This window comes from Pedobacter westerhofensis, assembly GCF_900182595.1.
In the GTDB taxonomy this organism is placed as follows: domain Bacteria; phylum Bacteroidota; class Bacteroidia; order Sphingobacteriales; family Sphingobacteriaceae; genus Pedobacter; species Pedobacter westerhofensis.
Window position 1 is genome coordinate 183,645 of sequence record NZ_FXTN01000010.1, and the last position, 23,425, is coordinate 207,069.

Consider the following 23,425-nt stretch of genomic DNA (forward strand, 5'->3'; position numbering starts at 1 on the left):
GTTTTTATTTATCCCTTATCAGGATGCCGTTCTTTTAAACGGCTTGTGCTTTCAGCTATCATTTTTTCAAGCACATCAATATTGATATCGCTTAGCTTTTTAACGTAGATACAGGCCTTCCCCATCTTAAACTTCCCTAATTCCTTTAACAACCTGGCGTTTTCAGGACTGTCTGCATATACATAAAGTGAGATCGCAGCTTTGCGGGGAGAGAATCCAACAAGCGGGCAGTCTCCCTCCTGGGTACTCTTTTCAGATTTATAATGATAGGAACCAAAACCTATAATACTTGTTCCCCAAAGTTTAGCCGTATAGCCGGTATAGCTTTCCATGATCCTTAGCAGTTCAAAACTGTCCTGCCGTTTTTGATCAGTATCAGCATATGAGTTGATAAAATCAGCCACACTTGCCTCAGAAACTAATGTTTTGATAGTTGACATATCTATTTGATTAATTATCCAATTTACAGATATTAATCCTTTTCTCTAAATTTAGCTGGAAACTGAATTTGTAATCACTGCTCAAACAATGAGAACTCCTTACAGATTCTTATTCTTTCGCATCATGCTCAGGAACACCGGGGTGATCCCCACATAACCGGCGATATGCTTCTGGGCGATCCGCTGTTCAAGTCCGGGGTACTGCTTTCTGAATTCCCGGTAGCGTTGCTCAGCGGTTCTGGATAAATTAGAGGTGATCCTTCGCTGGTACATCTCAAATCCGTTTTGTGTCAATATCCGGAAAAAACGTTCAAATTTTGGGACTTTCAGAAACAGTTCTTCCAGCCGCGGTAAAGTAAAATAGTACACCTCGCTATCTTCCAGCACCTGTATACTGTTCATCGAAGGTTTTTCCTTAAAAAAGCTGACAATATCGCACACCCACCAATTTTCAGGATAAAAGCAGATGGTATGCTCATTACCATTCTGATCGGTATTAAACATCCGGAGGCAGCCCTTATTGACGAAGTAAATATTTCTGTCAACCTCTCCCGGTCGCAGCAAAAAAGTACGTTTGGTAATTATTTTGCGCTGCAGCAAAGCAAGCGCCTGCTCCTTTTCTTCGGGAGCAAGCGTTATGTGCATTGCAAAATTTGACAAAATAAATTCAGACATGATCAAATATAACGATCCAATTGGTTAAGGTTTAGAAAAAGCCCACTATTCGCGTAATGCGGTTCTCGTCATCAAATTCAAAATAATCCGTGCCCGGAACAGGATAGCCTTCAGGACGGATCGCCAGCCAGTTGAAACGGCCGCTTTGGTGATGTGTAGCTGGCTCGCCCAGTACTTTAAATGTTCGTGGGCCCATTTGCGCGTAAGATCCAACAATCAGGTCAGCAAGTGCATCCTGACCAGTTATTGTATCTGTCAGCTTATCTGTATACGTTCCTTCGGCAGCCCAGCATTTTTTGATCTTCTCCAGTACTGCACTGCGTTCTGTTTCATTCCAGGCACTTGTGTAAGTGAGAATGGTTTCTTCGATTATTTTAATGTTTTCCATACACCAAAAGTAGCGGCTATCCTGCTGGAAAAAGTTCAACTGGTTGAAGGTTTTAAGATATGTTCGGCCGGGAATGAGTGGATGGGAAATAATGACAAAATTCATCCTTTAGTATATTTGTTAATAATTAAATCATTGATACTTGAAAGAGATTTAGAAGATGCAAAGAAAAGAATGTTAATGAATTTTCTTTTTTACTACGTAAATTTTGAATTTCAGGAGACAAAGCATAATTTTGAGCGTAAGATTAATTTATTAACAACTAAGAATACAACCAATATGACAATTGAGGATATTTTAATTGGACAAGCAGAACTAAGAGGTAAAAGATTAGGCATAAAAGAAGCTCAAGAAGCAGAGATTGCCAGGTTGATCAGAAAACAAGGCTTAACTGACGATCAGATTGTTGATTTTGCAGAGGTTTCTCACAGCTTAGTTAAAAGAATAAGAAAAAAGACTGAGAAGATCAATTAACTCCTTTAGAGACGCTTTTAAAAAACCTGACTACGACTGCGTTTGCATCCGCGGGATAAGTATGTCCACCGGGATGTTTGTAAACCACAACCGGATCTCCCTGTGCCGACGGGTATATCGTGGAAAAGCTACCATATGGCTCGCCAGAAGTGCTGCAATTGTTTAATTTCAAGAGTTTAGCAACCTGCATTTGCTGCCAGGCAGGCTTCACCAGCGGATCTGCTTCACCCATGATATGCATTACCGGCTTAGGTTTCAGCAGGTCATTGAAACGAAAAGCAACCGCAGCAGAAGGTGCAACCGCAGCAAATACATCAGCGCGCATCGCCCACAACAGATAGGTAAAACTGCCGCCATTAGAATGCCCTGTGGCATATATGCGTTTAATATCTATTTGATATTCTGTTTGTAAGCTGCTGAAGATTTCATCAAAGAAATGAATGTCACGGTCGCCCATATCGCCTGGCCCTTTCTGCCAGCCGGCAAGTTTTCCCTCACGATCCAGCAATTGCCCCGGCGTTGGTAATCCCTGCGGAGCAACTACAATAGCATCCGGCCAAAGCTTGTCAAACCGGTGCGCTTCAAACATATTCTTCATGTTGCCTCCGTGCCCGTGAAAAACAAAGATGACCGGACTTGGCTTGTCTTTAGCAGAGGCAGGTATATATACTATGGCTTCCCTTTGCTGATCACCAATTGTCCACTTCCTTATCTGAAACGGATCAGAAGATTGTGCAGCTACTGTACCATAAAGTACGGATATTAATATGATGATAGTAAGTTCGATTGCCCTTTTCATATGTTTTAATAAAACGTCATTTTCATCAAATATTATGTATTTTCTTTTATCTCTTTCTTCGGCAAATAGAAATACCCCAGAACTGACAGGCATAGTACTCCAAGCATTGCCCCACCCAATACATCCGTAAACCAATGTGCACCGAGGTATATTCTGGAGAAAGGTATAAGGAGAAGCATTGCCGAAGATAAAGTGGTGACAGTTACCCGAACATAATAGTTAATCGACTTCAGGTTGCCCATTGCGATAATTAAAAAGCCAAAAAATACAGTATAAAACAAAGTGTGGCCGCTGGGGAAACTTTGCTGTCTGGTTATTTCTATGATCCGTACCAGGTCTTTGCCTGGTCTTGGCCGATCAATGAGCATTTTGACCAGCGTGCTGACCAAACCAGATAATGAAGTCAGTAAAGTGAATAAAGCTTCCTTTTTGTGATTGAATATAAAAAATAGTAATGCTACCACACCGACCGTAGTGCCCGAGTATGGCATTGTGCCGAAGATGCTGATAAAAGCCATCAAATTATCCAGCGTAGCATTATTGTATTTCTGTATTAACCGTGATACATCAAGGTCAATATATGACAAAGGAAAGAAATAGATAAAACAACTTAATCCAATAAAGGCAGTCGTAATGATGAGGAGGGTATTTACGAGCAGCTGGCCTTTGCTTTTGCTTAAAACTTTCATTATTCGGTTTGAAATGGGGATAAAATGCAGGTTGAGCTGCACTGTAATAACCGCAAATTACAGAAGAACTTTGTAATCTTTCTGGTGACAGACAGAATTTCACCAGATTAAGTGATATTTTTATAAAACAATGATGCCAAATATTTTGCTTTATGGATGCATCTACAGAATTTCTACAGATTCATTTTTGATATTTCGTTTACCTGTATTAGTATACCAATACCATTTACCATATCCGGTTAGACATGATAGAGAATATGTATATCATGTTGCCTATATCTTGAGGAGTATATGAAAAGCGAATTATTGGATAAAGTTGAAGAATTCGCCAATATGCTTTTAAAGCAGAGGCTGAGTAGAGATCTTTACTTTCACAACCTGAATCATACAATAGAGGTGGTATCAGCTACACTTGATATTGGCTTACATTCCAATATTACTGAGGCGGAACTGGAGACAGTAGCTATTGCAGCATGGCTTCATGACCTGGGATATTGCAGTACTTACAAAGGCCACGAAACCGAAAGTGCTAATATTGCCCGTGTATTTTTGACTATCCTGAAGATCGAGGAATCACGTATTGAACAAATCATTTCCTGTATCCTGGCCACAAGGATGCCACAAAATCCATCTTCATTACTGGAGAAAATTATCTGCGATGCCGATTTTTATCACTTTACCCGCAACGATTACCCAAGGCATGAGCAGGCACTCAAAAAGGAATGGGAGATCAATCTGAATTTGCACTACACTGATGAACAATGGAATAAACTAAATCATCATATGCTAAGGGAACACAATTACTGGACAGCATATGGAAAAACAGTCCTTCAACCAAAAAAGGAGCTGAATATCAGAAAACTGAACAAGGATATTCGATAATACTTGTTGCTTTTTGTGCTGCTCTGTGATTTTGATTGCAGAGCCCGTGCCACTCAGTCAGATCAGAAGGAGATAAAGTGACCGGCGAAAAACTTAGAATGTTCCGCTAAATGCCAGTCCTGCGGCTTTCTGCTGATACATTGGCACCACCGAATAATTTATGCTTTGCCTGCCAATCAGCATTTTTTTAAGATGAGGATAAACGAGATAGGCAATTTTGGTTGATGCGATACCAAATCCTGCTCCTGCCACTACATCACTTAACCAATGCTTATTATTATATAGCCTTAAGGCTCCGGTAGCCGTGGCTACAGCATATCCAGCATAACCTATCCATGGAGAAACATCACAGTACTCCTGATTTAAAAACTCAGCTGCAGCAAAAGCATTAGCGGTGTGTCCGGAAGGAAAAGAATAGTTGTTGGAACCGTCAGGCCGGGGCCTGTCAGCCAAATGCTTGATGGTTGTTGTGGTTACGCCCATAATACCAAAAGATAACAGATATAATCCAGTCTGGTCGGCAATGCTGTGCCTGCCTTTTACTCCTGCAAGGTTTAAACCGTAAACAGCTACCATAGGCGCATATTGCAGATAATTATCCAGGTGATGTGCAAATAAAGGGTGGTCTTCCTGTATCTCTGATTTTGTACTAAAATCAAGAGTTCTGATACCATTGTTGCTTAAGGAAAGTAATCCATATGAAACCAGGACGGCCGGAATAATGAAAGACCTGACAGTTGGTGGATTTTGTCCGCGGGTCTTCATTAACAATACCGGTTCAGTAGTCATCGAGTCTGGCTTTTGAGCTACTATATTCTGAGCCAAAAGAAATCCCGGTAATACAGTTAGCACGACAAGGATTTGGGTTTTAATGGTACTGAGAAGTTTCATATATTTATTTTGTAAATTCGCTTACTGCGATACCGGCAAAGAAAATGCTCAATACTGGAGAAACTTTGTTTTTCAGCCAATTATCATTCTACAATCTCCAAGTGTTGATCATTGACATTACTCATCTTATTGAATATCAATCATGATAGATTTCCTTTAGCTTTTTAATCAAATCATCCTGCTCTCTGATCATTCTTTGTTGTGTAAGCAATAGCTTGTCCTGTCTCTTTACAACATCTTTCAGTAAGGAGATTTTATTGTTATCCTTATCATGGATCCTGAGTGAGGTTGTTAAATCTTCAGGCTCATAAAACTGAAAAAAATTTACTTTTAAGACTTCAGAGATTTGTATCAGGGAGTAAGGATCTATCACATCAAACTTAAAGAAGTCTTTTAGGAATACATTTCTCGCACGTAATGTCTCGACGAACTTACCGTGAGTAAGGCCCTGCCTATTCATCTCCTTCCAGATCAGCATTCCAATTCGTTCTTTCATTTAAAGGGTATTCTAGTCGGTTTAAATCTATTTACTAGTGCATACCGCCATTTTTAAAAAGGTCGTAGGCAGTTTGATAGTTTGCAATAGCTTTATTGATAGTTCCTGCAGACAATGGCGAAGGTATCTGCTCATTTCTGACCTTGTTGTATAAGAAGGTCTCCGTTTTCTGTTGCGGCCCCAGGATTACCAGGCTATCCTGTCTGAGATAGGCGAGTTTTTGGTAGGTACCTAATATTGCCCTTGGCTGGTAACTTGCATTCAGAACATTTTTCCCGTACAAATTGCTCTGGTATTCCAGCCCAGCAGTCCAAATAGTGTTGGATAAAGATCAATCTGCGAGCACATTTTGCTGATCACCTGCCTGCCATCATGAGGAAGGTTAAGGATGATACATGGTATATGGTATTTGCTGATATCGATTTCATTTTTACCAGCGCTGGATGCACAATGGTCGGCAACAATAATTACAACGATCTTTCTAAACCAGGGCCTCAGTTTGAGATGTTCGATAAATTTCCCTATCGCATAGTCGGTGTAGCGGACGGCTCCATCCCTGCCACTGCCCGAAGGCAGGTTGATTTCGCCCGAAGGATAGGTAAACGGACGGTGGTTAGAAGTAGTCATAACGAAATTATAAAAAGGTTTGCCCTCTTTGTATTGCTGATCAGAACCTCTTAGTACTGCATCAAAGAGGTCTTCATCACTGATACCCCAGGCATTTTCAAAATGAACCTGGTTATTGCCAATGATTGTTCTTTTTGTATGATAGGTATCGCCCAATTTGATACTTCTGCCGCGATCCGTAATATCAAAGCCGTTACTTCCGAAATATTCATTCATATTATCAAAATACCCATCGCCGCCGTAGTAGAATGTACGGTGGTATCCCTCCTGCTCAAAAATATGTCCTACGGTACTGAGGTTTTGATTGCCTGGTCTTCGTACAATACTGCTCCCCGGCGTTGGTGGGGCCGAGATCGTCAGCGCCTCCATTCCCCGCACGGTTCTGGTTCCGGCAGCGTACATATTGGTAAACAACAGGTTATGATTTGCGAGTGAATCCAACACGGGCATGAGGTGTTGTGTATTGCCGAAATGCTCCATAAAATCTGCACTCAGGCTCTCGACGGTAATCATGATTACATTTGGTTTGTAAACCGGCCCGGGATTAATGATTTCTCGTTTTATACTGTTGCCCTCTTTTAAAAAGCGGCTATTCTTCTCTTTCAGTTCTGATCTGATCACCCGGTATGCCTCATCCTTTGGCAGCAGGGAATAGAAATCATTATAGCTGAGTTCATTATTTTTGAAAGCAGCAAAAAAAGAATATATCCCCGCTTTTGACAGTTCATTTTGATATCTGTTGGTACCGGATTCGGCCATTGCATTGCTCAGTACAAAAGGAGCAACAATCGTCAGCAGCAAAATAACCCCAGACTTTAGCGCTCTTCTCTGAAATGGCAGTTTCTCCTGAAACGCTGTAATAAAAACTTTCATTTTGGAGAACATCCAGAAGAGGAATAAGACTGCAAGTAATACTCCTCCTATCAATAAGGGTAATGGATAAGATTCGTTGATATTATTGATCACTTCATAGGTGTAAATCAGATAATCAACGGCAATAAAGTTAAAGCGGCTTTCAAATTCCTGCCAGAAGGTGATCTCGGCAAAAAAAGAAAAAAATGAAATAAACAGTAAAAGGCAGAGCCAGGTATAGGTGAATATTTTATCGCCCTTTGTTCCCGTCCACTTTGAAGGAAGCAGTAACAAATAGAGATTATAAATGCAAACCAAAAACAAGGCAACTGCAAAATCATAGGCAAATCCCAGCACGTAAAGGCTGAGAACAGCTGAAATACTAAAGTTTGTTTTCGGTAAAGAGATAACCAATAATCCGGTTCTGACCAGAAAGGAACAAATAACGAAACTTGCAAAGAACGAAAACAGCACACTGTACCTACCTCTAAAGATCATTTTAACAATTGAAATTGACTATGAACGCAAGGTATTATCCAATTCTGTAGAGATTCTGGATTTCAGCCATGACAGAAGTGGACAGCCAGTATTTAGTCATCTCAAAGCCCGCCAGGCTCGGACTACAAGGCCGGAATCTCCGGATCTTTTGTGGACTCCTCTTTATGGTCAAACTTAAGGTTTCCAAACTTGTAGCTGAAGGTAATGCCGAACGAGCGGTATGGAACCTGCCTTATTGCATATTGTCTGTTAGCTGCCTGGATAATGGTGGTATTCTGGTTGATATATTTATTAAATGGATCAGTTGCGCTCAGGCCGACACTCATCTTCTTGTTCATGAATTGCTTACGTATTGCCATGGTATAGAACAGGAATGAAGCATTGGTTCCCTGAATACCCACCCTTGGTGAATTGTAATTTCCAAAAAGCTCGGCAGATAACTCTTTGGGAAATTGGTAAGCCGCGTTGAGATTCAGCCGGTACTCCATTCCGTCGGTATTTTGGTCAAGCCCTTTGTAATTAAAAATGATTGCTTTATGAGAGATCATTGCATTGGAACGTAGAGTAAGCTTACTATGGTAATCATAAGCGGCTTCGCATGTAAATTGCTCGGTAGTCAGGTATTTACTGATGCTGTCTGACAGTTCAGTTTCATCTTCAATGATTAGTATTTTCATCCCGTTTAGGCTTATTTGTAAACTGGCGCAGGAATGATATCTTGCGCCAGTTTACAAAATAAGATTAAAATACTGGATTAATTCTGAAGTTGAGTATACAGTATGAAAGATACTTATATGGATTAAACTAAAGCCGCTTTTGGCTTTTTGTTCTTTTTCTTATTGCCTTTTGGCAACCAGATAATAAATCCGGTAATGGGCAAACTTGCTGATATGACACAAACAAGAAACGCGATAATCTTGGTAAGGATGCCACCAATTGCACCAACATGGAGATCATAGTTTAACTTCATGATCGTATCCCCACCGTTCCCCTGCCCATAAGGCATTCCGGCTTTCAGCAGCTTCACCGAATGCTGCTCGTAAGACTCGCTGGTCTCCAGATATCTTGTTCCCGGTTTTGGATTAAGATCCAGGTTCCAGGCACCTGCTTTTCCATAAGGAAATCCAATCGTAACATCCACACTGCTCAAATCTATTTTCCTCGCGAGGACTTTGTTATAAATGAAGTCTTCATCCGGGATATTTCTTACTGCGGTTAGGGTGCTGTCAGACTTGATACGCTCAAACCTGCCCTTGCTTTTCTCTCCCCCGGATGCTGCCCAGTATACACTATTGGAAAACCATCTCATACCGTACACCATCCCTGTCAGTCCCAGGATCAGGGCAATAAGCAAAGAGTAAAATCCGAGCACATTGTGCAAATCATAATTCAGCCGTTTAAAGCTTGCTTTGGTTTTGATAAAAAAGCTTTGCTGTCTGGTAGAGCGCGTCCACTTTTTGGGCCACCAGAGCACCATACCGGTAATCAGCGTTATGACGAAGATCAGGGTTGCGTAAGCTACAAGTGGTTGCCCTATGTTTCTTGGCAGCCAAAGCTGATAATGTCCGGTGAGCATAATCCGGTAGAAGTCTTCTTCCAGTGGCTGCTGTTTTAAAAGCTTGCCGGTATATGGGTTGATCCAGGTGATCAAAAAGTTTTTTCTGTCTCCATACCAGGTAATAATTGTGCTCCTGTTACGACCGCGATAGATCACATGTGATATTCCGGGAATTTTGTAACCTTCGATCGTCTTCTGTTTGAGGACAGAAGGTGGAAGGAATGGTTTTCCATGGTCCTCTACCGTTTGATAAGGCTGCAGCAATATACGCAGCTCCTGTTCAAAGGTTAAGATTGCTCCCGTAATACTTACTATAACAACGATAATACCGCTTACAAGGCCCAGCCATAGATGCAGCCAGGCAGATACACGATAGAAGACTGAGCGTTTTTTCTTTTTCTTGGTTGGTCTGGATGTGATCATAAAAAAAAGCTGGGCAAAATTCATTTGCCCAGCCATATATTATTTGGGTGAATTACTTGATTTTGAAAATACCACCTACAAATGTGCCTGTGATTTTAGCGCCTCTGGTTGCAGTAAGTGAAGCAACATTGATCTGGTAAATGTAGGTTCCGTCTGCAGTTGTTACAGGGTAGAATACATTTCCGCCTTCAACATATACAGGGAATGAACGCCCACCAACGCCGTTATGAATTGGCACACCGGTTACATCCTTGATTGTGCTTGCATTCAGGTCAATGATGGAGATTTTTAAGTTTTTATCACCCCATCTGTCTGCCGCAGTCTGTGAAGTGAGTGTACTGATGGCAGCGATAGCTATTCCGTTACCCAGGTATTTAATGTGTGAGATTTTACCACCCAGCAAGTCAGTATTGAAGAAATAAGTTGGATCAAAAGTAGTTGCTCCGCTTTTGATACGCAGGAAACCACCTGGCTTAAGCGACTGTGAAAAGCCGTTTGAGATATTGCTGGATGACATCGCATAGATATCGCCATTTTCAACTTTGAATAAGCCGTTCTTTGTTTGCCATGCTCCTGTAGGACCTGTACGAGTATCCGTAAATACCTGTTGGAAAACCATTTCAGGATAAGAGAAAACAGCGATATAGTTTCTATCTACCAGATTTGTGCCGTAGCTCGCATCAAAGTGCATGTAGCTTAAATAAAACTTATTGCCGTTAATTGCCCAGCCAGTGTAGATCGGGTCATTTGCGCCAACTACAAGTGGTGCCGTAGGGCTGGTGATTGTTTTTGTGATTTGTTTGCTGGCGATGTTTACAAAATAGAAAGAGATATTTGACCCTACAGTTTGTGTTGGAATCTCAATACCCATCATCTGCGTATCATCGATCTGGAAAATATCATTTAAGGCTCTTGGAAAAACGGAGCTTCCGGTAAGCACAAGGTTACTTGGTGCAGTAGCGCTGTAATCGATACCGTTCGCATTTACTTCTCCCAAACCGCCAATCGCAAATACAGATTTATTTCCTGCTGCGTAATCGCGGTATCCAGTTAAAGTTAATCCATTTCCGATTGGTGTGATTGTTCCTGTGGTTAAGCTGTTGGCAGCAACCATATAATTCACATTCACGTTATCACTTCCTGTAACGCCAATACCCAAAGCATACACGCTTTCGCCCGTAACCGGAGTTGAATTGTCATTACTTTTACTGCAGGATACAGCTGCGAAAGCGATCACTGCGAGCATTGTCGATTTGTAGAGATTTCTAATATTCATTCTGTAGTTTATTGATGTGTCTGTTGTGAATGATGTTGATTATTATTTACTGATGAAATAGCGTAATTTGACATAAAAGGCCCTGCCCGGTTTTTGCATACGGTACGAGTCAAAGAGCTCGTTGTCAAAGATGTTCCTGCATTCCAGGTTAATGTTATATTTCCCCTTTGCCATACCGTAATTGATATAGATGTTATGGGCAACCTGTGTTGGGATAATATCTGTCTTTGCTGCCAGTGTACCTATTTCAGTAGCGCTGAGATAATAGTTTTTCACATAGCTGAGGCTGTAGTTGAATGATAGCACCGCATCTTTCTGTATGCCCGAAATTTGTGTGCCCAGATTAAAGTTTCCAAACAGGTACGGGATGTTTGGCATTCTGAAGCCTTTCAAAATGTTGGCCGTGTTTCCACCGGTAAAGCCACTGGTAGCAATAGAATCAGTCTGATCTGTTATTTTTTGCCAGGTGATATTTGCCGAAGCATGTATCAGTCCTTTATAGTCATATTTTACTTCGCCATCTATACCAACTGTGCGGACATTACCTGTATTGATAAAGGAAGAAGTTGGCGAACTGGCTGAAGCAGGAACCCTGATGAAGTCTGACGTTGCCCTGTAGATGAATCCCGGTTCAATACTGATACGGTGATCTTTGGAAGTAGGCAAAGTATATCTCAGTCCCGCGTTAAAGTTTTCACTTTTCTCAGGCTTAAGGCTTGGGTTTTTGAGGATAAACAATCCGTCCCCAAATAATTCATCAGGCTCCGGCAGGCGGTAAGCATGTTCAAATGAAAGTTTTGCCAGCAGGTCTGATCGCAGGTAATAAGCAGAGGCAAAGCCTGCGCCAAAATTTGTTGCACTTTTATTTAATGCAGAATTGACTACACCACCGTTGGTAAAAGTTCCGGTTGTCTCAAACGAGTTTGCATCATAATTATACAACTTTGCGAATACCGACGTGGTAAACTTATTTTTAATTTCATAGTTCCAGGAAGCACCAAGTACGTTCTTTGTGGCATTGGTAGGAAACTGGTTGGCAATTTTCCCGGGATCTTCAGGGTCGAAGCCGGTTCTTTTATAATTCGTGTAAACGTAGTTGAGGGAGATAACCTGGCGTTCAGCGAGGCGGTAGTTGAGGTTAAGCGTAGTGAGTAATTCTTTGTTTTTGATCTTGTTCCTCGTTCTTGTCAATTCTCCGCCAATACTGCTTGGATAGTATTCGCCCAGCCAGTTATAGACCCTTGAAGCCGTATCAATCTGCTGGAAGCTTGTAATGTTGTAGGCTGCGTATAAACTCACATCAAGTCCCGGCAAAAACAGATCTTTCTTTGCGTATTTTAAGGTTGGGATATAAGATTGCGAGTTTGAAGTAATTGCTCCAAAAGGACGGTCCATGCTGCTTACCCCGGTTTGCTGATCTTTATCATTACCTGACACCAGTAAACCGAACAATAACCTGTCAGCATATTTCTTGCCTGCAATACCTGCCTCAATTTGCATTGTTCCGGATTCATAATCGTCATGAAACCTTTTCACATTTGCTCTTGAGATCTCATTACCATTCGCATCGCGGATAGGTACGTTTACTTTGTAATCATTATTTGAGAAGTTGTAAAATCCATTGGCCCTGAGGGTAAAACCACTTTTAGCATTGGTATAAGCCGCATTTAATGACGCTCTGTGGGTATTGAAAGAACCGTAACTATAGGATGCATCGAGGAAATTTGCATTTGTACGTGTGATAATATTGACTGCCCCTGCGAGGGCATCCGTACCAAGTCCTACCGGGAGCACCCCTTTATAAACCTCAATCCGTTCTGCCATGTTCGCAGGGAAGTTATTAAGTGTAAGAGATGATCCAAAGTTATCCATCGGGATGCCGTCCAGGAAAAACTTCACCTGCTTACCGCTAAATCCGTTTAGTGAAAAGTTGAAATTAGATCCCAGTCCTCCTGTTTCCCTGATCCTTACCCCGCTTACGGTGTTCAGGACCTGGTTGATATCACCGCCCTGGTTATGTAATGTTTTGGCGTCAATAGCGGTAACGTTAAATCCCTGATCATTAACCTTCTGAGTTTTTGTTTTTTCCCTGATGCTTACTTCATCCATATCGGTACTCTGTGAAAGTACAATATCACTCAGCCTGAGGTCGCTGCCTGCACTTACTTCAATCTTAGTGCTGTACGTATGAAAACCAACACGGCTGATCTGCAAAGTATATTGCCCTGCCGGGGCTGCCAAGCTGAAAGTACCGTCTGCTGCTGCATCCGTTCTGTAAGATGTCCCTTTAAGTGTTATTTGTGCAGCGGTAACTGCATCTCCATTCCTAGATGAAACTTTACCGATGATGTAAACCTGCTTATTCTGACTGTAAACTTTTGGTGGTAGGAAAACTGATAATATCGCCAACAACAAAAGTAAAGAGTTACTGTATTTGTGCTGATCAGGTATAGTTGTATTCATAATCTATTTTGTGACGCAAAGCTAGCATTCTATTCAGAATTATTCTTAATAAATATAGAATTATTCATAATAATTCTAAACAATTTGAAATGCAGTTCTTTATACCGTGTAAACAGCCCGGTTTTAAGCATCTTCGAAAGAGTTTTTGAAGTATATTGAGCGAGGCGTATTGTTTCACAACAGGCAGCCGTATTGTGGCACCTGAATCACCGTAACTGTATGATTGAGCAGGGACTGCAAAAAGTAAAATACAGACCCCTTTCTATCGTCAATTTATATTATTTTTGAAATAAAGGATCAACCAAATACGAATGAAGAAATTATCTATGATCATTGCCCTTTGCATGGCCCTTGCTGCGCAGACAAAGGCACAAACCTATACCCCAAGCGCAAGTAACCTGGCTGCCAGAAAAACATTTCAGGACCTGAAATTTGGCCTGTTTATCCATTGGGGGATTTACAGTGAGCTGGGCAGAGGCGAGTGGGTAATGAACAACGACCATATTTCGTATGACAACTATAAGCGGCTGGCAGACTTTTTTAACCCGCAGGCTTTTAGTGCGCACGACTGGGTAATGTTTGCGAAAAATGCTGGCATGAAATATATTACCGTTACGTCAAGGCACCATGACGGCTTTAGCATGTTCGGCACCAAACAGTCAGCCTATAATATTGTAGATGCTACGCCTTATCACAAAGATCCGATGATGGAGCTGGCCAAGGAATGTAAAAAGGAAGGCATAGAGCTTCATTTCTACTATTCTCTGCTCGACTGGGGACGGGCGGATTATGCCTATGGCAGCCGAATTGAAGATGGCAAGCCTCTAAATGGCAACTGGGACAGCTATATCAGTTTCATGAAAAAGCAGCTTACCGAGCTGATTACAAAATACCCGGGAGTAAAGGGGATCTGGTTTGACGGTCATTGGGAACGTAAAACGGTAAACTGGCATTATGACGAGATCTATGGATTGATCCACAAGCTCAACCCGGCAATCCTGGTAGGGAACAACCACCATCTTGCCCCAAAACCAGGAGAAGATTTTCAGCTCTTTGAAAAAGACCTTCCGGGAAATAACCTCACCGGCTTTAGCGGAGAGGCCAAAATCGGCGACCTGCCGCTGGAAACCTGTGAAACAATTAACGGCAGCTGGGGCTTTAGCCTCTCTGACAATAAATATAAAACTCCAAAAGAAATTATTGATTACCTGGTTGGCGCTGCTGGCCGAAATGCAAATTTCCTGCTGAATATCGGCCCGATGCCAAATGGTAAGATACAGCAAGAATTTACGGATACAATGGCTGTTGTAGGAAAATGGTTACAAAAGAATGGCGAAAGTGTGTATGGTACAAGGGGAAATCTTGTTGCCCCTCAGCCCTGGGGCGTAATCACTCATAAAAACAAAACCGTTTATGCGCACATCCTGGTATGGCCAAAGGAGAATTATATTTTTATTCCCAAACTAAAGGAAAAACTTAACAAAGCTATGCTGCTCGGCACAAAAACAGCAGTTAAGTATAAACAACAGGAAGAAGGTGTATTCATTTATTTAGATGGAGTTAAAGATGCTCCCTATGATACGGTGATACAGTTGAGCACTGATTAATCAACGTTCACTGATCAGTTTCGATTGATCGGCGCTAATGATATGAACTGAACCTCCGGATAACAAGGCCTCCGGTTTCTGAACCACATGTTATGAAGAATTCTCTGTTGATCCTGTGTATGCTGTTTTCCCTTAAGCCCTTATCTGGCAGGGGGCAGGAAAATGCTGCAGCACAAAAGCAAACATCCTTTAGCTATAACTTTGGCAGGGACAGGATCAGCAACGGAACTATAAGGGTGGATCCTTCAGACAGCTACGCTGCCGCAAAAGGATACGGATTTGATTTTGGCACCCGGCCGGGCGCCCAGCCATTTTACTTTTCTGTCCGGCTGCCCGAAGGAAACTACAGTGTTACGGTAAAACTGGGGAGCCCCACACGCGCGGCCCTTAGTACCGTAAAAGCAGAATCACGCCGCCTGATGCTGGAAAACGTATCCACTGCCCCGGGAAAGTTTATTACCAAAACATTTATCGTAAATATCAAAGACCGCAACATCACAGGCGGCGGACAGGTAAAGCTGAAGCCCCGCGAGCTGACAAAGCTCGACTGGGATGATAAGCTTACGCTGGAATTTGACCTTCAAACCGTTATACAATCAATCGTAATCCGCAAAACCGAAGATCAGGTAACTGTTTTCCTGGCAGGCAATTCTACCGTGGTAAACCAGGATGAAGAACCCTGGGCCTCATGGGGACAGATGGTCCCCCGCTTTTTTAAACCGGGAATAGCCATTGCCAATCATGCCGAATCAGGGTTATCCCTGGGCAGCTTTATTGGCAGTAAACGGCTGGAGAAGATCCTGAGCGTAATCAAGCCCGGTGATTATGTATTTGCAGAGTTTGGCCATAACGATGAAAAGGAAAAAGGCCCTGAAGATGGCCCTTATAAATCTTATACAGAGCGCCTGCACATATTTGCAAAAAAAATAAAGAGCAAAAACGCACATCTGGTGATCCTGACCCCTACCGCACGCAGGTCCTTTAACAGCGCAGGGCAGATGGAAAATTCTCATGGGGATTATCCCGATGCAGCCAGAAAGGTTGCACAGGAAGAAGGGCTTCCTCTGATAGACCTGACCGCGCTGACCACAACACTCTATGAGGCTCTTGGGCCTGAGGAATCTAAAAAAGCATTCGTTATCTACCCTGAGCAAAATCTGAACGACAATACCCATTTTAATCCCTATGGGGCATATGAGATTGCGAAGATCGTTGTACAGGGGATAAAAAACAGCCTGCCAGGGCTTGCAGGATATCTTTATGAGCTGCCCGCTTTTGACCCGGCACATCCTGACCCCTTCGCTGCCTTTAACTGGCCGGCAAGCCCAAAAACCAGCCTGACCAAACCCGACGGGAATTAATACCTTTTTTGATTTTCCAGGATAAAGGGATAAATATCCCTTTATTTGGGGATTTTTTGTCCATCCGGAAAATCTCTCTTTTGTACATGATATCCCCGTAGTGGTAGTCCAGGGATTACTGCCGGGGATTTTTACGCAATTATAAATATCAATTTAAATTTATGAAATTCTTAAAGAACAAACTCTCCCTGTTTAATCTGGCAGGTATCGCAGTATTATCAGCCGTGCTGATGATGAGCTCATGCAGTGATGATGATGATAATTCCGGACCGGAACAGCAGGCGAAGGTAAAAGTGATCAATGGTATATATGATAATCCTGATTACATCATCAAAGTAAATGGTACAGACCTGAGCAGTACACCACTGGCGTATAGAAAATCAACTGATTACGTATCAGTATCGGCAAACGATCCGGAACTTGTGGTTACAGAACAGTCCAGCAATAAAGTAGTGCTTACCAGCAAGCTGGCCGTAGCCCCCGGAACAAATACATCAATTTATCTGGAAGCAGCATCGGCAACTGAGCCTGCAGGCAGCTTTCAGATAGATGACGACCTTACAACCGTGACCGCAAAAAAGGCGAAAATCCGTTTTGTTAATGTGAGCCCTGATGGCGGAAGCCTTGACCTGCTGCTTAACGGACAAGCAGTAGCAACATCTGCTACAGGAATAGCCCCTAAAAAGGCAAGCCCCTTTATCGAAATCGATCCGGTAGCGGGAGCTACTTTTTCACTGAGACAGACCGGCACGGATAATATTTTAGCTACCGTTCCAAACGTGAATGTTGAAGAAGGACAGTTTACTACCCTTTGGGCTGTAGGAACACAAAGCCTCTCTGCCAATCCTGCCGCAAAACTGGCTGTTGGCGTTATCGTCAATAAATCTGCTAAATAACACATTCAGGATAACAATCCATTAACAGGCCATCTGTAAAGCCAGCTCTTAAAATTTGATTTGGGCAAGCGCTGCGGTTACAGGTGGCCTGTTGATATCAGTTCCAGAATGGTAGTTCGCAAACTCTGGTTGAGCCCGCTTTTTAAAATATATCCCGAAGCGCCTGCACGCAGTAATTCATGTATCCTGTCTTCGTCTTCAAAAACTGTTTGTATCAGTACCTGTACATGCGGCACTTCTTTTTTAACTTGCCTGATGGTTTCGGTTTCATCAATTCCCGGCATTTCAATATCCATTAAAATGACGTCTGGCCTGGATTGTAAAACCTTTTCTACAAAATTCTGGGCAGATCCATAACTGCCTACGATCTCAAATGCTGGGTCTGTGGTCAACAACAGAACTATACTGTTCCGAACGTTTTTATTATCATCAAAAATTGCAATGCGAGTCCTCATAACTTTCAATTTAATCTAAACATACCATCAATTCTACTTTATCCTTACCTGCAGCCGGATCACTGTTCCTGAACCCGGCTTACTATCGATAAATAGTTTGGCCTTCATCTCTTCTGCACGCAGCCTGATATTATTCATTCCATTTCCGCCGAGTGATCCTGTTACATCAGCGCTGAAATCGGCATCTGATATAAAGCCGATCCCATCATCTTTGACCTGCACCTCAATCATATCATTGATAACCTTTAAATCTACTTCCAGGTTTTTGCATTCTGCATGTTTGATCGCATTGTTAACGGCTTCCTTTAGCACCAGGTACAGGTTTTTCCGGATCCAGGTGGTGGCCACATTCTCCTGGCTTTTGGAATGATGTTTAAAGATGAAATTGATATCTTTCACTTTGCAGAGTGGCCTCGCGAAGTTTTCAATCCTTGAAATAATGCTGTTCAGATTATCATTTTTTGGATTGATGGCCCAAACAATATCTGCCATATCGTTAATCATTTCATTGGCCGTGCCACTGATGGTTTCCAGGATATTACTGAGCTGACTGGCTTTTTCCTGTCCCTGATAAATCCGGGCTACCTCACTGTACACAGAAATACTGCTCAGGGTGGAGCCAATCTGATCATGCAGGTCCTGCGCAATATCATTCCTGATGGCCTGCTGCTCCAGCAGGTTGTTTACACGGTACTGGTAAAAGAAGTAGGCTATGGCTGATACCAGGAAAATGATCAGCGCAGGAAACCACCAGGTAAGCCAGAAAGGAGGTGTAATGATGATGATGATAGACTTATAGTTTGATAATTCATTGCCCCTCCAGTTGCTTGCCCTTACTTTGAAACGATACGTTCCGCCGGCCAGGTTGGAGTAGTTTGCAGCGTTGTGTTTGCCTATACGGATCCAGGATTTATCTGCCCCCTCCAGCATATAGGAATAAGATACATTGTCGCCCGTATATTCAGGAGCAGAAAACTCGATCGAAAAAAAATTCTGTGAGTAGTTGAGAATAATTTTTTTCTTATTGAGCCAGTGGCTGAAAGACTTGTTAAAGATTTTAAAATCTGTAAAAAAGACTTCAGGATTATGATTGATCCTGCGCACCCTGGCAGGATTAAAAGTGATAAAGTAGTTCACGCCTGCAGCATACAGGGTGTTCTGTCTGTCCTTATAGATATACCCGCGTAATCCTTCTGAACTTTTAAGAAAGGGCAGTTCATAGCTGGAATAGATTTTTGATGCTGCCTCATATTTATGGATATCACCGTTACAGATCATCCACAGGTTATGGCCGGCATCAGCCTGTATACCTTCGATAAGGTTGCCTGATGCGTTGACATGGGTCATTTTACCGGTATTCCTGTTAAAATAGTTTAACCCGCCGCCGTAGGTGCTGATCCAGAAATTTCCTTTTCCATTGTCCAGAATATCTGATACATGGTTACTGCTCAGTGAATATTTGTTTTTAATATCATTTGAAAAATACTGTATACGGAGCCCCTTGCTTTGCTGCCAGCTGCCAAGACCTGCCTTATAGGTAGCCATCCAGGTATTGCCCGCTTTATCAGCATATAACTTACTGATCAGGTTATCCCTGATATCAAACCTGCCGATGATATTTTTGCTTTGATCAGCCCTTGATATCCACTTGTTGTCCTGCAGGTCATAGTAAGCCAGATAGTGCCCATAGGGCGATACCATCAGAACGGGATGCCGGTCTATTGTGTCCCTTACAATAGAAACTATCCTGGAGCTGAATAATTTGCTCATTACAGGATCCTCATCCGTATGGGGAAGGGCTTCAACGGTATTGGATGCGGTATGATATTTCAGCAGCGTGTAGTCTGTGCCGATATACAGGGTTTTATCCTGGTCTGTAAAAAATTTGGTAACGGCTAACTTTTGATTTTTATACACTACCATCCTGTACTGATAATCAGTGCTGCCTGCCTCCTGTGTAAAAATGCCTTCATTAGTTCCTATCCATAACTTTTGCTGGTCATCCTTATAAAAATCGTAGATAACGATATTTTTCTTGTTTTCATTTGGCAGCCAGTGCTGTACAAAGGAAGAAAAAAGCGGATTGTATTTATTTAATCCGTTATCAGTGCCCACCCATACGATGCCATTCCGGTCTATGTAAACTACATTTGCATGGTCATTGGAGATGGTGCCTTCTGCAAAAGGGCGGTGCCTCAGCTGAGATACCTGTTGTGTTGAACGGTTATATACGGAGACCCCGGTATTTCTGCCTGCCATCCATACCTGGTTATCGTTATCCTCGGCAAAGGAAACCATTTCGTCGGCGGGGATGCCCGCTGGTGGTTCTTCAGGCTTAAGGCCGGGCTCCAGGCCGTTTGAGGCCGGATAACGGTATACCTTATTGTCCCATGAGCCCAGCCAGAAGGTATTGGTTTTATCCCTGAAAATTGCGGTGATGGAATTATGAGGCAGCCTGGCATATAAATCGGCATAGCGCATGTCTTCCCTGTACGCCAGCGTACGTGTATTTACTTTAAGCAATCCGCGGCCTTCTCTCCCAACCCAAAGAATATCGTGGTCGTCCAGCGCAAATGAACGTATAGACCTTGCCCCTTCCTCATTAAGCGGAGGATCAAATTTTTCTGTTTTTTTGTTAAACCGTATGGAACAGTTGCCACTGGTGGCCAGCCAGAGATAGCCCTGCCGGTCTTCAATTATTTTATTTATCCCATTTTCGGGAATGCTTTTTGGGTTATGGATATCATGCTTGTACTGTTTAAACTGCAATGAGGGAGCCTGCCGGTAGTCATACCTGGTGATTCCACCATCCCTGGTGGCAATCCAGAGCACCCCGCTTCTGTCTTCAAAAAGGTCTGTAATGATATTCCCCGAAAGGCCAGAAGATCTGTTGGGCTCACTATGGAATACGGTGAAATACCTTCCGTCATAACGGTTCAACCCATCCTCTGTACCAAACCACATAAAACCACGCTTGTCCTGCAGGATACAGTTTATTTTTTTATGCGACAATCCCTTATCTGTTCCTATTCTTGTGAAATATGGATCAAATTTTTGTGCCAGTGCGCTATTACACAAGAGAATGCCAATTAAAAGTAATCTTATACACATGGTAGATGTAGGTGCTGATTATCTGTAGAATTGAAGATCCCATGCTGTATACAGGAAAATAAGCATGGGACCTCTAATAAGAGCGGGAAAAATAGAGAAGAATTTAAAACAAAAATATCCCCATTATAGGGGATATTTCATCAGCATGTATGTATGTATGTATGCGTGTATGTATTGCTCTATTTTGTTTGGTAACTTCCGTACAGTTTAACCAGCCTGTCGGGATAGTTGGTGATGATACCGTCCACGCCCAGCGCAGCCAGCGCCTCCATGTCTTTTACTTCATCAACCGTCCAGGGGAGGATCTGCATTTTCATTGCATGAACTTTTGCGACCATTTCTTTATCCACTGAGGTATAATAAGGACTGTAAATATCGGGTGTAAAGCCAAGCTTTTGCAGATCTGCATCCACACCACCTTTGCCGTAAGCCAGTATGGCCTGTTTAACTTTTTTCAAACCGGCAGAATCAAGTCCCTGTTTACTCAGCTCTGAGCTGAGGTCCATCTTTCCGAAAGCCAGCAGTGAAAGCCTGATCTTTGGTTCGGTTTTGTGCAGGATCTGAAGTGTCCTCACATCAAACGACTGGATCGTAAGGCGCTTGCCAAGGTTTTTTGTACGCAGTACGTCCATCATTGTGCTGACAAACACATCCGGTTTGGGATTGTAGACGCCATCGCCTGCCGGGGAGATCTTGGTCTCTATATTATAGTAAACAGGTTTTAATCTGTTCTTTTTTACATAAGCCTCAACACTGTCTATCAGATCGCTAAGCAGGGGTTTATAGGTTTTCATTTTCGCCTGACCGGGAAAATGAGGGTGCGGCTTGCTCCCCGCGTCAAAGCGGCTGATGCTGTCGTAAGTCATCTTGTACAGCGCCATACCCATCTGCTCTTCTTTTGAAATATCAGAGCCATCCGGTTTGCGCATAAAATCAGATGCCATGTAAGCATCGTGCGAAACCACAACTTTGCCATCGCTGGAAATTACCACATCAAGTTCCAAAGTTTTAACCCCTGTCTTCACGCCGTTGAGCATGGAAGCAATTGTATTTTCGGGCATTAAGCCCATACCGCCACGATGCCCCTGAACATCTAATTTCTGTTGTGCAAAGGTGGTTGTGGCTAACAGGATTCCTGCGCTTAGTGTAATGAATAGTTTTTTCATAATCACTAAACTACTGTCATCAGATTTGATACAGGTTAAGCAAATATTAATTTTTTGGCTCTTGTGGCATAACAATTGAATAAATGGTTTAGCTACCAGCTTTTAGCCCATGTTCAAGAACTATCCGATCAATAAATTACATGCCGGTCATTATCCCGAAATCTTAAAAGTCTGGGAATCTTCTGTAAGGGCCACACATGATTTTCTGGATGAAGCTGACATACAGATTTACAAAGCCATGATCAGTGGGCGCTATCTTAATGAGCTCCGGCTATTTGGCGTACAACAGGATGGCCGTTTGCTTGGATTTATTGGAGTGAGCAATACCTCGATAGGACTGCTCTTTGTTTTGCCCGAAACCCGGGGAATGGGCATAGGGCTTGCACTGGTAAATTTCGTTTACCAGCATTTGCATATCACAGAAGTGGATGTGAACGAGCAAAATGTACAGGCATATGATTTTTACAGGCACCTGGGTTTTGAAGTAACCGAACGCTTCGCGACGGACGCCATCGGCAAACCGTTTCCGGTTCTTTCCATGAAATTAGCCTGACCTGAACGCTTAGTCCAGTTTTAATTTAAAGATGAGCGGCCAGTTTTTCCCGGTTACATATAAGAGCTGATTGGTTTTATCCCATGCAATTCCGTTGAGCACGCTGTCATCCGATAATGGTGTATAATCCGGTGCATACTGTGAAAGCAGGCCGAAACAATCAATCGTGCCAACAACATGTCCTGTTGCGGCATCTACTTTCAGAATCTTTGTGGTCTGCCATTTATTTACATAGATAAACCCATTTACAAATTCAAGTTCATTGAGATTATCTACTGTACCCAGATTATCTGTTACCTGGATCTGACCGACTACAGCGAAGGAAACAGGGTCCAATTTATAGATGATCGAACTGCCCACACTTACATAAAGGTTTTTACCGTCATTGGTCATTCCCCAGCCTTCATAAGGCCATTTAAAAGTGCCAGTGCTTTTGGAAAGGTCATTTAAATTATAAACATAAGCCACATGATTTTGGTAAGTAAGCTGAAAGAGCTGATTTTTCAGAATAGATATCCCTTCCCCGTACATTGTTTTATCTTTCAAAGGAAATTTCTTTTGAACCTTGCCCGTGGCAGTATCTGCAATAGAGATAAACGAATTTTCAAGTGTACCGGTACCCTCATACAGCTGATTGCCATTAAGCTCAAACCCTTCGGTATATGCTGCAGTATCATGTGGAATGGTACCAGTTACTTTGTAGCTTAATATTTGAGGGACGCTACTACTGTCAGCCGTTACTGCTGCAGTTTCGGTATCTGATCTTTTATTCTGACAGGAAACAAGGACAACCGCAGCCATCCATACTAATGAACTAAACTTTTTATACATTATATGCTGTTTTC

The 23,425-nt window shown here is 42.5% G+C and carries 23 protein-coding genes; 6 read left to right on the plus strand and 17 right to left on the minus strand.

The window, feature by feature from the left end:
* Positions 1-8: 8 nt before the first annotated feature.
* The 3 genes from FN831_RS19550 to FN831_RS19560 all read right to left on the minus strand — a co-directional run bounded on the left by FN831_RS19550 (position 9) and on the right by FN831_RS19560 (position 1,503).
* Complete coding sequence (locus FN831_RS19550; protein ID WP_142529883.1) at positions 9-440, minus strand: DUF1801 domain-containing protein; 432 nt, start codon at positions 438-440, stop codon at positions 9-11.
* A 99-nt stretch (positions 441-539) separates the two neighbouring features.
* Entirely contained in the window at positions 540-1,085 is a 546-nt protein-coding gene (locus FN831_RS19555; protein ID WP_246101635.1) for a Crp/Fnr family transcriptional regulator, read from the minus strand.
* A 61-nt stretch (positions 1,086-1,146) separates the two neighbouring features.
* Complete coding sequence (locus FN831_RS19560) at positions 1,147-1,503, minus strand: nuclear transport factor 2 family protein (protein ID WP_185960547.1); 357 nt, start codon at positions 1,501-1,503, stop codon at positions 1,147-1,149.
* Positions 1,504-1,638: 135 nt separating this feature from the next.
* Here FN831_RS19560 and FN831_RS19565 point away from each other — a divergent pair, with 135 nt between their 5' ends.
* Positions 1,639-1,977, plus strand: coding sequence for a hypothetical protein (locus FN831_RS19565; RefSeq protein WP_142529886.1), 339 nt, complete (start codon positions 1,639-1,641; stop codon positions 1,975-1,977).
* Here FN831_RS19565 and FN831_RS19570 read toward each other — a convergent pair.
* Both FN831_RS19570 and FN831_RS19575 read right to left on the minus strand, forming a co-directional pair.
* Positions 1,970-2,776 (minus strand): alpha/beta hydrolase family esterase, encoded by an 807-nt coding sequence (locus FN831_RS19570; protein WP_185960548.1) that lies wholly within the window; start codon positions 2,774-2,776, stop codon positions 1,970-1,972. The two genes, FN831_RS19565 and FN831_RS19570, sit on opposite strands and share 8 nt — an antisense overlap.
* 32 nt (positions 2,777-2,808) lie before the next feature.
* Positions 2,809-3,465 (minus strand): phosphatase PAP2 family protein, encoded by a 657-nt coding sequence (locus FN831_RS19575; protein ID WP_142529888.1) that lies wholly within the window; start codon positions 3,463-3,465, stop codon positions 2,809-2,811.
* A gap of 291 nt (positions 3,466-3,756) precedes the next feature.
* Here FN831_RS19575 and FN831_RS19580 point away from each other — a divergent pair, with 291 nt between their 5' ends.
* Positions 3,757-4,347, plus strand: a complete 591-nt coding sequence (locus FN831_RS19580; RefSeq protein WP_142529889.1) for an HD domain-containing protein — start codon at positions 3,757-3,759, stop codon at positions 4,345-4,347.
* A 93-nt stretch (positions 4,348-4,440) separates the two neighbouring features.
* Here the strand turns inward: FN831_RS19580 and FN831_RS19585 are convergent, their stop codons facing one another.
* From FN831_RS19585 to FN831_RS19615, 8 genes are all read right to left on the minus strand, one after another.
* Positions 4,441-5,238: a phosphatase PAP2 family protein gene (locus FN831_RS19585; protein ID WP_246101637.1), complete on the minus strand. Its 798-nt coding sequence runs from the start codon at positions 5,236-5,238 to the stop codon at positions 4,441-4,443.
* Positions 5,239-5,374: 136 nt separating this feature from the next.
* Complete coding sequence (locus tag FN831_RS19590; RefSeq protein WP_142529890.1) at positions 5,375-5,734, minus strand: hypothetical protein; 360 nt, start codon at positions 5,732-5,734, stop codon at positions 5,375-5,377.
* A 34-nt stretch (positions 5,735-5,768) separates the two neighbouring features.
* Positions 5,769-6,017 carry a hypothetical protein gene (locus FN831_RS28170; protein WP_246101638.1) on the minus strand — a complete coding sequence of 83 codons (249 nt, stop codon included), beginning with the start codon at positions 6,015-6,017 and terminating at the stop codon, positions 5,769-5,771.
* Entirely contained in the window at positions 5,996-7,711 is a 1,716-nt protein-coding gene (locus FN831_RS19595) for an LTA synthase family protein (protein ID WP_246101640.1), read from the minus strand. The genes FN831_RS28170 and FN831_RS19595 overlap by 22 nt, the downstream gene beginning before the upstream one ends.
* A 122-nt stretch (positions 7,712-7,833) precedes the next feature.
* Positions 7,834-8,388, minus strand: coding sequence for an outer membrane beta-barrel protein (locus FN831_RS19600; RefSeq protein ID WP_142529891.1), 555 nt, complete (start codon positions 8,386-8,388; stop codon positions 7,834-7,836).
* A 122-nt stretch (positions 8,389-8,510) separates the two neighbouring features.
* On the minus strand, positions 8,511-9,692 hold the full coding sequence (locus FN831_RS19605) for a PepSY-associated TM helix domain-containing protein (protein WP_142529892.1): 1,182 nt from the start codon (positions 9,690-9,692) through the stop codon (positions 8,511-8,513).
* 52 nt (positions 9,693-9,744) lie between these two features.
* Positions 9,745-10,968 (minus strand): DUF4374 domain-containing protein, encoded by a 1,224-nt coding sequence (locus tag FN831_RS19610; RefSeq protein WP_142529893.1) that lies wholly within the window; start codon positions 10,966-10,968, stop codon positions 9,745-9,747.
* Between the two features lie 42 nt (positions 10,969-11,010).
* Positions 11,011-13,431, minus strand: a complete 2,421-nt coding sequence (locus FN831_RS19615) for a TonB-dependent receptor domain-containing protein (protein WP_142529894.1) — start codon at positions 13,429-13,431, stop codon at positions 11,011-11,013.
* A gap of 311 nt (positions 13,432-13,742) precedes the next feature.
* Here FN831_RS19615 and FN831_RS19620 point away from each other — a divergent pair, with 311 nt between their 5' ends.
* The 3 genes from FN831_RS19620 (at position 13,743) to FN831_RS19630 (ending at position 17,295) form a co-directional block, all read left to right on the plus strand.
* Positions 13,743-15,038: an alpha-L-fucosidase gene (locus tag FN831_RS19620; protein WP_142529895.1), complete on the plus strand. Its 1,296-nt coding sequence runs from the start codon at positions 13,743-13,745 to the stop codon at positions 15,036-15,038.
* 92 nt (positions 15,039-15,130) lie between these two features.
* Positions 15,131-16,399 carry a rhamnogalacturonan acetylesterase gene (locus FN831_RS19625; RefSeq protein ID WP_185960549.1) on the plus strand — a complete coding sequence of 423 codons (1,269 nt, stop codon included), beginning with the start codon at positions 15,131-15,133 and terminating at the stop codon, positions 16,397-16,399.
* A gap of 161 nt (positions 16,400-16,560) precedes the next feature.
* A complete protein-coding gene (locus FN831_RS19630) occupies positions 16,561-17,295 on the plus strand; it encodes a DUF4397 domain-containing protein (RefSeq protein ID WP_142529896.1) in 735 nt (244 codons plus the stop codon).
* Between the two features lie 77 nt (positions 17,296-17,372).
* Here the strand turns inward: FN831_RS19630 and FN831_RS19635 are convergent, their stop codons facing one another.
* From FN831_RS19635 to FN831_RS19645, 3 genes are all read right to left on the minus strand, one after another.
* Positions 17,373-17,750, minus strand: coding sequence for a response regulator (locus FN831_RS19635; protein WP_142529897.1), 378 nt, complete (start codon positions 17,748-17,750; stop codon positions 17,373-17,375).
* A gap of 33 nt (positions 17,751-17,783) precedes the next feature.
* Positions 17,784-20,828, minus strand: a complete 3,045-nt coding sequence (locus FN831_RS19640; RefSeq protein ID WP_221931359.1) for a ligand-binding sensor domain-containing protein — start codon at positions 20,826-20,828, stop codon at positions 17,784-17,786.
* A 212-nt stretch (positions 20,829-21,040) separates the two neighbouring features.
* Positions 21,041-22,027 (minus strand): glycerophosphodiester phosphodiesterase family protein, encoded by a 987-nt coding sequence (locus FN831_RS19645; protein WP_142529898.1) that lies wholly within the window; start codon positions 22,025-22,027, stop codon positions 21,041-21,043.
* 109 nt (positions 22,028-22,136) lie between these two features.
* Here FN831_RS19645 and FN831_RS19650 point away from each other — a divergent pair, with 109 nt between their 5' ends.
* The gene (locus tag FN831_RS19650; protein WP_142529899.1) at positions 22,137-22,580 is read left to right on the plus strand and encodes a GNAT family N-acetyltransferase; all 444 of its coding nucleotides are present in this window, start codon (positions 22,137-22,139) and stop codon (positions 22,578-22,580) included.
* Positions 22,581-22,589: 9 nt separating this feature from the next.
* Here FN831_RS19650 and FN831_RS19655 read toward each other — a convergent pair whose 3' ends face one another.
* Positions 22,590-23,411 (minus strand): glutaminyl-peptide cyclotransferase, encoded by an 822-nt coding sequence (locus FN831_RS19655; RefSeq protein WP_142529900.1) that lies wholly within the window; start codon positions 23,409-23,411, stop codon positions 22,590-22,592.
* Positions 23,412-23,425 lie beyond the last annotated feature (14 nt).

Coding starts and splice junctions, on each gene's coding strand:
- FN831_RS19585 (WP_246101637.1), bottom strand. CDS start 5,238: ATGAAACTTCTCAGTACCATTAAAACCCAAATCCTTGTCGTGCTAACT.
- FN831_RS19655 (WP_142529900.1), bottom strand. CDS start 23,411: ATGTATAAAAAGTTTAGTTCATTAGTATGGATGGCTGCGGTTGTCCTT.
- FN831_RS19610 (WP_142529893.1), bottom strand. CDS start 10,968: ATGAATATTAGAAATCTCTACAAATCGACAATGCTCGCAGTGATCGCT.
- FN831_RS19580 (WP_142529889.1), top strand. CDS start 3,757: ATGAAAAGCGAATTATTGGATAAAGTTGAAGAATTCGCCAATATGCTT.
- FN831_RS19645 (WP_142529898.1), bottom strand. CDS start 22,027: ATGAAAAAACTATTCATTACACTAAGCGCAGGAATCCTGTTAGCCACA.
- FN831_RS19595 (WP_246101640.1), bottom strand. CDS start 7,711: ATGATCTTTAGAGGTAGGTACAGTGTGCTGTTTTCGTTCTTTGCAAGT.
- FN831_RS19630 (WP_142529896.1), top strand. CDS start 16,561: ATGAAATTCTTAAAGAACAAACTCTCCCTGTTTAATCTGGCAGGTATC.
- FN831_RS19575 (WP_142529888.1), bottom strand. CDS start 3,465: ATGAAAGTTTTAAGCAAAAGCAAAGGCCAGCTGCTCGTAAATACCCTC.
- FN831_RS19620 (WP_142529895.1), top strand. CDS start 13,743: ATGAAGAAATTATCTATGATCATTGCCCTTTGCATGGCCCTTGCTGCG.
- FN831_RS19560 (WP_185960547.1), bottom strand. CDS start 1,503: ATGGAAAACATTAAAATAATCGAAGAAACCATTCTCACTTACACAAGT.
- FN831_RS19550 (WP_142529883.1), bottom strand. CDS start 440: ATGTCAACTATCAAAACATTAGTTTCTGAGGCAAGTGTGGCTGATTTT.
- FN831_RS19590 (WP_142529890.1), bottom strand. CDS start 5,734: ATGAAAGAACGAATTGGAATGCTGATCTGGAAGGAGATGAATAGGCAG.
- FN831_RS19605 (WP_142529892.1), bottom strand. CDS start 9,692: ATGATCACATCCAGACCAACCAAGAAAAAGAAAAAACGCTCAGTCTTC.
- FN831_RS19635 (WP_142529897.1), bottom strand. CDS start 17,750: ATGAGGACTCGCATTGCAATTTTTGATGATAATAAAAACGTTCGGAAC.
- FN831_RS19615 (WP_142529894.1), bottom strand. CDS start 13,431: ATGAATACAACTATACCTGATCAGCACAAATACAGTAACTCTTTACTT.
- FN831_RS19555 (WP_246101635.1), bottom strand. CDS start 1,085: ATGCACATAACGCTTGCTCCCGAAGAAAAGGAGCAGGCGCTTGCTTTG.
- FN831_RS19600 (WP_142529891.1), bottom strand. CDS start 8,388: ATGAAAATACTAATCATTGAAGATGAAACTGAACTGTCAGACAGCATC.
- FN831_RS19650 (WP_142529899.1), top strand. CDS start 22,137: ATGTTCAAGAACTATCCGATCAATAAATTACATGCCGGTCATTATCCC.
- FN831_RS19570 (WP_185960548.1), bottom strand. CDS start 2,776: ATGAAAAGGGCAATCGAACTTACTATCATCATATTAATATCCGTACTT.
- FN831_RS19625 (WP_185960549.1), top strand. CDS start 15,131: ATGAAGAATTCTCTGTTGATCCTGTGTATGCTGTTTTCCCTTAAGCCC.